11 protein-coding genes are annotated in these 8,388 nt (G+C 70.9%); 7 read left to right on the forward strand and 4 right to left on the reverse strand.

The features are described 5' to 3' along the window. The first annotated feature begins 99 nt into the window (after positions 1-99). The 3 genes from A9X05_RS00805 (at position 100) to A9X05_RS00815 (ending at position 2,415) form a co-directional block, all read left to right on the forward strand. The gene (locus tag A9X05_RS00805; protein ID WP_067749684.1) at positions 100-657 is read left to right on the forward strand and encodes a 2,4'-dihydroxyacetophenone dioxygenase family protein; all 558 of its coding nucleotides are present in this window, start codon (positions 100-102) and stop codon (positions 655-657) included. A gap of 19 nt (positions 658-676) precedes the next feature. Next, the gene (locus A9X05_RS00810) at positions 677-1,069 is read left to right on the forward strand and encodes a DUF1330 domain-containing protein (protein ID WP_067749702.1); all 393 of its coding nucleotides are present in this window, start codon (positions 677-679) and stop codon (positions 1,067-1,069) included. A gap of 224 nt (positions 1,070-1,293) precedes the next feature. After that, on the forward strand, positions 1,294-2,415 hold the full coding sequence (locus A9X05_RS00815; protein ID WP_067778492.1) for an epoxide hydrolase family protein: 1,122 nt from the start codon (positions 1,294-1,296) through the stop codon (positions 2,413-2,415). Here A9X05_RS00815 and A9X05_RS00820 read toward each other — a convergent pair. Beyond that, the gene (locus A9X05_RS00820; protein ID WP_067778486.1) at positions 2,412-3,242 is read right to left on the reverse strand and encodes an oxygenase MpaB family protein; all 831 of its coding nucleotides are present in this window, start codon (positions 3,240-3,242) and stop codon (positions 2,412-2,414) included. The two genes, A9X05_RS00815 and A9X05_RS00820, sit on opposite strands and share 4 nt — an antisense overlap. A gap of 61 nt (positions 3,243-3,303) precedes the next feature. Here A9X05_RS00820 and A9X05_RS30270 point away from each other — a divergent pair, with 61 nt between their 5' ends. Both A9X05_RS30270 and A9X05_RS00825 read left to right on the forward strand, forming a co-directional pair. After that, on the forward strand, positions 3,304-3,456 hold the full coding sequence (locus tag A9X05_RS30270; protein WP_156669934.1) for a hypothetical protein: 153 nt from the start codon (positions 3,304-3,306) through the stop codon (positions 3,454-3,456). A gap of 30 nt (positions 3,457-3,486) precedes the next feature. Further along, positions 3,487-4,431, forward strand: coding sequence for a cobalamin biosynthesis protein (locus A9X05_RS00825; protein ID WP_067778488.1), 945 nt, complete (start codon positions 3,487-3,489; stop codon positions 4,429-4,431). Here A9X05_RS00825 and A9X05_RS00830 read toward each other — a convergent pair. Genes A9X05_RS00830 through A9X05_RS00840 form a run of 3 tightly spaced genes read right to left on the reverse strand, consistent with a single transcriptional unit; the run spans position 4,413 to position 6,424 of the window. After that, positions 4,413-5,240, reverse strand: a complete 828-nt coding sequence (locus A9X05_RS00830) for an SURF1 family protein (RefSeq protein WP_067778490.1) — start codon at positions 5,238-5,240, stop codon at positions 4,413-4,415. The two genes, A9X05_RS00825 and A9X05_RS00830, sit on opposite strands and share 19 nt — an antisense overlap. A gap of 1 nt (position 5,241) precedes the next feature. Continuing rightward, on the reverse strand, positions 5,242-5,739 hold the full coding sequence (locus tag A9X05_RS00835) for a low molecular weight protein-tyrosine-phosphatase (RefSeq protein WP_067749691.1): 498 nt from the start codon (positions 5,737-5,739) through the stop codon (positions 5,242-5,244). Next, positions 5,732-6,424, reverse strand: a complete 693-nt coding sequence (locus A9X05_RS00840) for an HAD-IA family hydrolase (RefSeq protein ID WP_197498854.1) — start codon at positions 6,422-6,424, stop codon at positions 5,732-5,734. The genes A9X05_RS00835 and A9X05_RS00840 overlap by 8 nt, the downstream gene beginning before the upstream one ends. A gap of 82 nt (positions 6,425-6,506) precedes the next feature. Here A9X05_RS00840 and cobC point away from each other — a divergent pair, with 82 nt between their 5' ends. Continuing rightward, positions 6,507-7,535, forward strand: a complete 1,029-nt coding sequence (gene cobC, locus A9X05_RS00845; RefSeq protein WP_067749692.1) for an Rv2231c family pyridoxal phosphate-dependent protein CobC — start codon at positions 6,507-6,509, stop codon at positions 7,533-7,535. After that, positions 7,532-8,388, forward strand: an 857-nt coding sequence (locus tag A9X05_RS00850; protein ID WP_067778499.1) for a YqfO family protein, incomplete at its 3' end; no start/stop codon positions are given. The genes cobC and A9X05_RS00850, both read left to right, overlap by 4 nt.

The raw sequence follows: 8,388 nt of genomic DNA on the forward strand, positions 1-8,388 counted from the left end.
CAAGACCGAAGGCATGCCACTTCGGCATCGTGGAGTCGGCGGTACCAACACCGCCCTTCCACCGATGCGGGGGAAGTCACTGCAGCCCAAGGAAAGACCATGACGCTCGCCGCTGAACCAACATCGGCCAAGACAAGCTCCGGAACGCCGTTGCCGCTGGCGGCCCTGCCGCAGGGCGAACTCCTGACGGTCAACGAGGGGGACAACCCCCTGCTGCGCGACGCGCTCGCCCCGGGAGTGCACTTCAAGCCGCTTCGCCTCGATTTGGAAGCCGGCTGCTGGGTGGTGCTGGCCGTCTTGAGTCCCGGAGCCCAGTTGCCGGTGCACTACCACACCGGCACCGCGGAGGCCTACACACTCTCGGGTCGCTGGTACTACCTCGAGTACCCCGATCAGCCGCAGACCGCCGGTTCGTATCTGTACGAGCCGGCCGGCTCCGTGCACACCTTCGTCTGCCCGGAGTCCAACACCGAGGACACGGTCGTGTTCATCCGCGTCGAGGGAGCCAACATCAATTTCACCGAGGACGGCCAATTCCACTCCGTCCTCGACGCGGTGATGATCCGCCACCTGACCCCGGTGGTCGCCGAGGCGCAACAAGCGGGGCCGGTCAATTACATCGGCGGTGGGGCCGCCGGCACGGTTAGCCAGCACTGACAACGACAAGGAGATCCACATGAGCACCTCGATAGAGACCACCCCCGAGCAGGTGAAAGCGCTCGTCGCGCGGCCGGCCGACGCCCCGGTGGTGATGGTCAATCTGCTGAAGTTCAAGAACCCCGGCGGCCTCGAGCGCTACCTGCAATACGGGGCGGAGGTCGCGCCGCACCTCGAGCGCGTCGGCGCGAAGGTTCGCTTCGGCGGCACCGCCCCCGCGGTGGTCATCGGCGAGGGTCAAGAGCCGTGGTGGGACGCGATCCTGCTCGTCGAATACCCGACGCCGGGAGCGTTTTTGGAGATGGTCACCACGGAGGAGTACGCGAAGGTCCACGAGCACCGCGCCGCCGCGCTCGACCGCGGCGACCTGATCGCCACGTCGACATGGATGTCCGCAGAACAGTTCAGTTGACCGCGGTGGCCATGATCGCCGTACGAGTAGCGACCGCGATACCCGCGGTGCCGGCCCGGCAACCGGCCGGCTTCGCCGGTTCGCGTCCCTGTCGCGCTCTCATCCATTCGCGGCGGTCGTGGGCGTAACGCCACGGCGACTTTCGGCTCCGATCTTCGCCATGGCGTTACGCTCGCCCCGCACCGTGGCGGTGTGGCAACCTCAGGAGCGTGGACGAGCAACCCGTGGAACCGTTTCGCATCGATGTCCCTGAGGACGTCCTGGAAGACCTGCGCTCCAGGCTGGCGCGCACCCGATGGCCGGAAGCCGAATGCGTGGACGACTGGAGCCAGGGCATGCCGCTGGCCTACACCCGCGAGCTGGCCGGCTACTGGGCCGACGAATACGACTGGCGCTCACGCGAAGCCGCGCTCAACCGCTTCGACCAGTTCACCACCCAAATCGACGGGCTGGACATCCATTTCATCCACCAGCGATCGCCGCACGACGATGCGTTCCCGCTGCTGATCACCCACGGCTGGCCCGGTTCGATCGTCGAATTCCACAAGGTGATCGAGCCGCTGACGAACCCGGCGTCCGGGCGTGCAGAGGACGCCTTCCACGTCATCTGCCCGTCGCTGCCCGGATACGGGTTCTCCGGAAAGCCGACCCGCACGGGCTGGGGCGTGGAGAAGATCGCCGAGGCGTGGGAGGCGCTGATGCGCCGCCTGGGCTACGACCGCTACGGCGCCCAGGGCGGCGACTGGGGCGCCGCCGTGACCACCCAGATCGGCCGAAACCAGGGGCACTGCGCGGCGATCCACCTCAACATGCCCATCGGGCGGCCCACCCCGGAGTCCCTGAAGAACCCGACGGACGAGGAGCGGCGGGCGATGGCCGCGATGGCCGAGCACCGCAAGTGGGGCACCGGCTATTCCAAGCAGCAATCCACCCGCCCCCAAACGCTGGGCTACGGGCTGGCCGATTCGCCGGTCGGGCAGCTGGCGTGGATCGTCGAGAAGTTCTGGGCGTGGGCCGATTGCGACGGCCATCCGGAGAACGCGTTCACCCGCGACGAGCTGCTCGACAACGTGATGGTCTATTGGGTCACCGACACCGCCGCGTCGTCGGCTCGTCTGTATTGGGAGAGCTTCAGGGTGTTCGGGCAGCTGGACCGTGTCGAATTACCCACGGGGGTCGCGGCTTTCCCGCACGAGCTGCTGAAGGCGCCGAGAAGCTGGTGCGAGCCGGTCTACAACATCACGCATTGGACCACGATGGAGCGCGGCGGACACTTCGCGGCGTTCGAGCAGCCGGAGCTGTTCGTCGACGACGTCCGCGCGTTCTTCGCGACGGTGCGGGGTTAGACGATTCGCCAACCCCGCCGCGCACGAAATCGCATGTCCCACAGGTAGATTTGATACCCGAGGAGCCAGACCCCGTGCGGCAGGAAGAGGTCGGCCAGCCGCAGCGCGGACAGCAGCCACTCGAACCGGCGCTGCCGGCCCAGCGACCAGTCCAACTGCATCAGCGCGCGAAACTCCGGAGCCAGGAAACCCGTCGTCGCGAACAGGTTGAACGGGCCGGCCAAAACCCGCAACGGCCAGGGCAGGAACGCCAGCGACGCCACGCCGCGCAGATGCTCGCGCACCGGAGGGTCGATGCGCAGCTCGTCGAGCGAGCGCTTCCAGTACGCGTCGAACGCCGCCCGGTCCGGCGGCCACATGCCCTCGGGCACCTGCAAAGTGGTGCCCAGCCGGGCGGCGTCGAGGTAGACGGCGTCGGCGGTGGTGTCGTCGAGCGGGCCGTGCAGGAATTCGTGCTGGTCCACGAAATAGCGGTACAGGCACGCGGCCACCCACAGCTGCAACTTGGGGTCGAAAGCGTTGTAGGGCACCGGGCTTGACGACGTCGAGCGGACCTGCCGGTGCACGGTGTCGACGGCGCCGCGGATCAACGCGCGGTCGGACTCGGTCCCGATGGTGGCGGCCGCGAGGTAGGTGCCGGTGGTGCGGGCTCGCTTGAACGGATGCTTGTAGACGTTGCCGCTGTCCACCGGGCTTTCCAGCACCCCGTACCCGACGCCCGGCAAGGACAACTGCATGATCACGTTCGCGGCCGGGAGCAGCAGTGCCGCCGGGTTCAGGAGGTCGGCGACCCGGGTCGCGGGCCGCTTCGTCGCGGACGACGCCATGCCTTCGAGTGAACCACGACCCGGACGTTAGAACCGGCCGAAAACGGGCACGCCTAGCAAAATGAGCACCCCATTCGGCGTTCCGGCCACGGGCCCGGCGCGCCACCGGGCGACCGCGTCGACGGCCACGTTCGACTCACCCTTGCTGATCTGGTGGGTGATCGTGGTGCTGATCGCCGCGGTGATCGTCGCGGGCCTCTTCGCCATGGCCTAGCGCTCGGCACGCGTGTGAGACGCTGCCAGGGTGTTGGCGACGCGGACGCGGCTGGCCGGCGTGCTGGCCGGCTACCTGGCCGACGTGGCGCTGGGCGACCCGGCGCGGGGGCATCCGGTCGCGGTGTTCGGCCGGGCCGCGGCGGGGCTGGAGCGCGTGACCTACCGCGACGCCAGGGGCGCGGGGGTGGTGCACGTCGGCGTGCTGGTGGGAGCGGTGGGCCTGCTGGGCGCCGCGCTGCAACGGGCCGCCGCGCGCGGCGGTTGGCCCTGGTCGATCGCGGCCACCGCCGCCGCCACCTGGGTGTCGGTGGGCGGGACCTCGCTGGCGCGCACCGGCTTGGCGATGTCGGAACTGCTGGAACGCGGGGACATCGAGGGAGCGCGCCGCCTGCTGCCCTCGTTGTGCGGCCGCGATCCGGCCTGGCTGGACGCCGCAGGCCTGGCGCGTGCGTCGCTGGAATCGGTCGCGGAGAACACGTCCGACGCCCAGGTGGCGCCGCTGCTGTGCGCCGCCGTGGGCGGGGTGCCCGCGGTGCTGGCGTACCGCGGCATCAACACGCTGGACTCCATGGTGGGCTATCGCTCGGCGCGCTATGCCCGATTCGGTTGGGCCGCAGCACGATTGGACGACGCAGCCAACTACGTCGCCGCCCGGGTGACGGCGGCGCTGGTGGTAGGTTCGGCGCCCTTCGTCAGCGGGTCGGCTTCGGATGCGGTGCGGGCCTGGCGCCGTGACGCCGCCCGGCACCCCAGCCCCAACGCCGGCGTCGTCGAGGCGGCCTTCGCCGGGGCGCTGGGCGTGCGCCTCGGTGGGCCCACGCAATACCACCACGAGTTGCAGATCCGGCCCACCCTGGGCGACGGCCACGAGCCGACGGTGGCCGACCTGCGGCGCGCGGTGGCGCTGTCGCGGACGGTGCAGGCGGGCGCCGCCGTCGTGGCGGGGCTGCTGTGTTACCTGCGGCGGCCGTAGCGGTCGGCGAGTTTCGCCTCCACGGTCTTCGGCGGTTCCGGGGCCCGCGCAGCCGCGGCCGGGGGTTGCTTTTCCCGGCGGCGGGCGCGGATCTCGGAATACACGAAGTAACCCAAACCCAGCGGCGCGACGATGCCGAACGAAATCCACTGGATGCCGTAGGACAGGAACGGACCGGCGTCCAGGTGCGGCACGCCGATGACGCCGAGCCCGCCGGGCTGGTCCTCGGTCAGCTGGAGATAGGACCCGGCGAGGGGGACCTTCATCAGCGCAGCGACCTGTTCGGTGTTGATCGAATACACCTGCTGCACACCGTCCTGGGTGAACGGGTCCTTGCCCGGGACGACGGCCTCGGAATCGCGCAGCCGCGCGGTGATGGTGACGGGTTCCCGGGGCGGGCGGGGGAACGGCGGCACCTGGGAGCCCTGCTCGGGCCGCACGTAGCCCCGGTCGACGAGGACCGTGGGCCCGTCGTCGACGACGAACGGCGCCAGCACCTCGAACGCGGGTTTGCCCTCGATCACCCGCAACCGCGCCAGCACCTGGAGGTCGGGCAGGTAGTGCCCGGTGGCCGTGACGCGGCGCCACTGCGCGTTCGGGGCCGCCGAACCTTGCTGCGGCAGCAGGGTTTTCAGGGGAACAGGCTCGGTGTTGAGGGAATACTCGATCTGGCGGTTCTCCCGCGACGTCCGGTTGTGCTTGCCCAGTTGCCACGGCGCCAGCACAGTGAAGCACAGGTAGGCGAACGCGATGACCACCAGCGCCAGCGCGATCCAGCCGGGCCGCAGCAAGAACGTCAACCGACGCATGTCAGGGCGATCCGTTCCGGTCCAGCCGATCGTCGACCCAGGCGTGCAGGCCGGGCAACGAGGCCTCGATGACGGTGAACACGTCCTCGAAGTCCCGCGCGTCGCCGTAGTACGGGTCCTCGACGTCGAGGGCGTGGGCGCCCGAACGCGGGTCGAACGACCTCAGCATCCGCACCCGCTCCTCGTCGACGCCCAGCTCGCGCAGCATCCGAAGATGGTTACGGCCCAGGGCCACCACCAGGTCGGCCGCCAGATGGTCCTCGCCGACCTGGGCGGCGCGGTGGTCGGTGGAGTAACCGTGGGCGCGCAGCACGTCGGTCGCCCGGTCGTCGGCGCATTCCCCGACGTGCCAGTTGCCGGTGCCCGCGCTGGTCACCCGCACCGCCTCGGCGAGGCCGCGGCGGCGCAGCTGGTCGGCGAACATCTTCTCGGCCATCACCGACCGGCAGATGTTGCCGGTGCACACGAACGTCACGTGCAGCGGCTCGCGCTCAGACACCGAGCACCGCCCGCAGTTCGTCGACGGTCGCGGCGTGCGTCACCGCCGTGGCGCCGGCGGCGGTCGCCCCGTCGGGGAAGTCGTCGCGGCCGTAGCCCCAGCCGACCACCACGGTGTCGATCCCGTGCGCGGCCGCGCCGTGCACGTCGTGGCTGCGGTCGCCGACCATGAGCACCCGATCGGGCAGCGGCTGCAGTTGCTCCAATGCGTGCGCCAGCACCTCGACCTTGGTCTTGCGCGAGCCGTCCGGGCTCGCCCCGGCGATGACCTCGAAATGCCGATCGAGCCCGAAATGGGCCAGGATGCGGCGCGCCGTCGGCTCGAGCTTCGACGTGGCCACCGCCAGCCGGGCGCCGGCGGCCTGCAGGTCGGCCAGCAGCGGCTCGATACCGTCGAACAGGGTGTTCATCGCCCAGCCGCGGTCGGCGTATTCGGCGCGGAAGGCCGCGATCGCCCGCTCGGCGTCCTCGCCCAGCATGGCGTGGAATGTGTCGTCCATCGGCGGGCCCACGATCTGGGCCACCAGGTCGCCGTCCGGCACGTCCACGCCGACCTGCTCGAGCGCGTGCAGGAAGCTGGCCACGATCCCCTCCGCGGAGTCGGTGAGCGTGCCGTCGAGGTCGAAGATCACCAGCTCGGTCGCCAGGCGTGGCGAAGGGCGATCGGTGGACGTTGAGCCTGTCACCTCACCATTGTCCTCGATGCCCCGCGGCCGGGTGTGCCGGTGTCGCTGCCGCGCCCCGGCGCGGCCCACTAGTGTTTCTCGGATGGCGAGTCTGAACTTGACCCCGCCTGCGGCGCGCTATCACGGTGATCAGGCCGTCGCACCCGGGATGCTGGATTTCGCCGTCAACGTCCGTCACGCCCAACCACCCGAATGGCTGGTGCGGCGGCTGGCCGCGCGGCTGCCGGATTTGGCGCGCTATCCGAGCGCCCAGGACGTCCGGGTGGCGCAGGACGCGGTCGCCGAGCGGCACGGCCGGGCGCGCGACGAGGTGCTGCCGCTCGCCGGGGCGGCCGAGGGGTTCGCGCTGTTGAGCAACCTGCGTCCGGCGCGGGCGGCGATCGTCGCGCCCTCGTTCACCGAGCCGGCGGCAGCGCTCACCGCCGCCGGGGTGGCCGTGCACCATGTGGTGCTCGAGCCGCCGTTCGGCCTGGACGGGGTGCGAATCCCCGACGACGCCGACCTGGTCGTGGTCGGCAACCCGACCAACCCCACCTCGGTGCTGCACACCCGCGAGCAGCTCCTCGCGCTGCGGCGGCCGGGCCGCATCCTGGTGGTCGATGAGGCGTTCGCCGATGCGATCCCGGGCGAACCGGAGTCGCTGGCCGGTGACTCGCTGCCCGACGTGGTGGTGCTGCGCAGCCTGACCAAGACCTGGGCGCTGGCGGGGTTGCGGGTGGGCTACGCCCTGGGCTCACCGGAAGTCCTCGACCGGCTGACCGCTCAGCGCGCCCACTGGCCGGTGGGCACACTGCAGCTGACGGCGATCGCGGCGTGCTGCGGCCCGCAGTCCGTCGCCGAAGCGGCGGCCGGTGCCGAGCGTCTCACGGAGTTGCGCGCCGAGATGGTGGACGGTCTGACGTCGGTGGGTGCCGAGGTGGTCCACGGGCGGGCGCCGTTCGTCCTGTTCCGCCGCCCGGACGCCGTTGAGATCCGAAACAAGCTGCGAGACAAGGGGATTGCCATCCGTCGCTGTGACACGTTCGTCGGCCTGGACCAACGGTACCTGCGGGCCGCGGTGCGCCGGGAATGGCCGCTGCTGGTCGAGGCCGTCTCGGAGGTGTGCGCGTGAGCGTGCGGCTGGCCGACGTGATCGACGCGCTGGACGAGGCCTACCCACCGGGGCTGGCCGAATCGTGGGATTCGGTGGGCCTGGTGTGCGGGGACCCCGATGATGCGCTCGAGTCGGTGACCGTGGCGGTCGACGCGACGTCGGCCGTCGTTGGCGAGGTTCCCGACGGCGGGCTGCTCTTGGCCCATCATCCGTTGCTGATGCGCGGCGTCGACACGGTGGCGGCCAGTACGCCCAAGGGCGCGCTGGTGCACCGCCTGATCCGAACGGGGCGTTCGCTGTTCACCGCGCACACCAACGCCGACTCGGCCGCCCCGGGCGTCTCGGACGCGCTCGCCGAAGCCCTCGGCCTCGCCGTCGAAGCACCGCTGGAGCCGCGGACGGCCGCGACCGACCTCGACAAGTGGGTGGTCTACGTGCCGCGCGAGAACTCAGAAGCGGTGCAGGCGGCCGTGTTCGAGGCCGGCGCCGGGCACATCGGCGACTACTCGCACTGCAGCTGGAGTGTCAGCGGCATCGGCCAGTTCCTGCCGCACGAAGGGGCGTCGCCCGCGGTGGGCAGCGTCGGCACCGTCGAGCGGGTGGCCGAGGATCGGTTCGAGGTGGTCGCGCCCGCGCGGATCCGGGGAGCCGTGCTGGCGGCGATGCGCGCCGCCCATCCCTACGAGGAGCCGGCGTTCGACGTGTTCGCGTTGGTGCCCGCGCCGGGCGACGCCGGGCTGGGGCGGATCGGCGCCCTGCCCCGGCCGGAACCGCTGCGCGACTTCGTGTCCCGCGTGGACGCCGCGCTGCCGCGGACGGCGACCCGGGACACCGGCAGGTCGGGATCGCCCGCCGCGCGGACCCCCCAGGC

The sequence above is a fragment of the Mycobacterium sp. E3298 genome (genome assembly GCF_001666895.1).
Classification (GTDB): Bacteria; Actinomycetota; Actinomycetes; order Mycobacteriales; family Mycobacteriaceae; genus Mycobacterium.

What these genes read in the sequence shown, in the direction of transcription:
- A9X05_RS00810 (WP_067749702.1), top strand. Translation starts at nt 677, where the DNA reads ATGAGCACCTCGATAGAGACCACCCCCGAGCAGGTGAAAGCGCTCGTC.
- A9X05_RS00830 (WP_067778490.1), bottom strand. Translation starts at nt 5,240, where the DNA reads ATGCGTCGGTTGACGTTCTTGCTGCGGCCCGGCTGGATCGCGCTGGCG.
- A9X05_RS00820 (WP_067778486.1), bottom strand. Translation starts at nt 3,242, where the DNA reads ATGGCGTCGTCCGCGACGAAGCGGCCCGCGACCCGGGTCGCCGACCTC.
- A9X05_RS00805 (WP_067749684.1), top strand. Translation starts at nt 100, where the DNA reads ATGACGCTCGCCGCTGAACCAACATCGGCCAAGACAAGCTCCGGAACG.
- A9X05_RS30270 (WP_156669934.1), top strand. Translation starts at nt 3,304, where the DNA reads ATGAGCACCCCATTCGGCGTTCCGGCCACGGGCCCGGCGCGCCACCGG.
- cobC (WP_067749692.1), top strand. Translation starts at nt 6,507, where the DNA reads ATGGCGAGTCTGAACTTGACCCCGCCTGCGGCGCGCTATCACGGTGAT.